The 430-nt window shown below is 66.3% G+C and carries 1 protein-coding gene; it reads left to right on the forward strand.

What is annotated here, in order from left to right:
• Positions 1–111: 111 nt before the first annotated feature.
• A partial coding sequence (locus ACFHWY_RS28870) for a transposase family protein (protein ID WP_416583384.1) occupies positions 112–430 on the forward strand: 319 nt, incomplete at its 3' end.

Raw genomic sequence — 430 nt, forward strand, 5'->3', positions numbered from 1 at the left:
CGGTTGGGGTGTATAGCAGAGCAGGCACGAGCTTCGTGATCATTGTGGTGTCTAAGCCCGATGATCATGAGGTGGCTCGTGCCTGCCGTTGCATCTTCTCTCATCCCTGCGGTGCTGGTGAAACTGGGGCCGCTGGACACTGGTCGGATCGCTGACCTGCGCCCCTACTTCGACGTGGTGCCGGACCCGCGTTCGCGGCGGGGTCGGTGGTACTCGCTGACCGCGGTCCTGCTGGTGTGTGCCTGCGCGGCTGTCTCGGGTGCGAGGAGCATCGACGAGCTCGCCGAGTGGGGTCAGCGGGCATCGAACGCGCTGTTGACAGTGATCGGGATCCGCGTCCATCTGCTCAGGTGGCGGCGTGCTCCGTCGTCGGCCACGATCGGCCGTGTGTTGGCCGCTGTTGACGGTGACGCCCTGGACCGGGCGGTCG

Origin of the sequence: Micromonospora sp. LOL_024, from assembly GCF_048060415.1 — a bacterium.
Taxonomy (GTDB): Bacteria; Actinomycetota; Actinomycetes; order Mycobacteriales; family Micromonosporaceae; genus Micromonospora.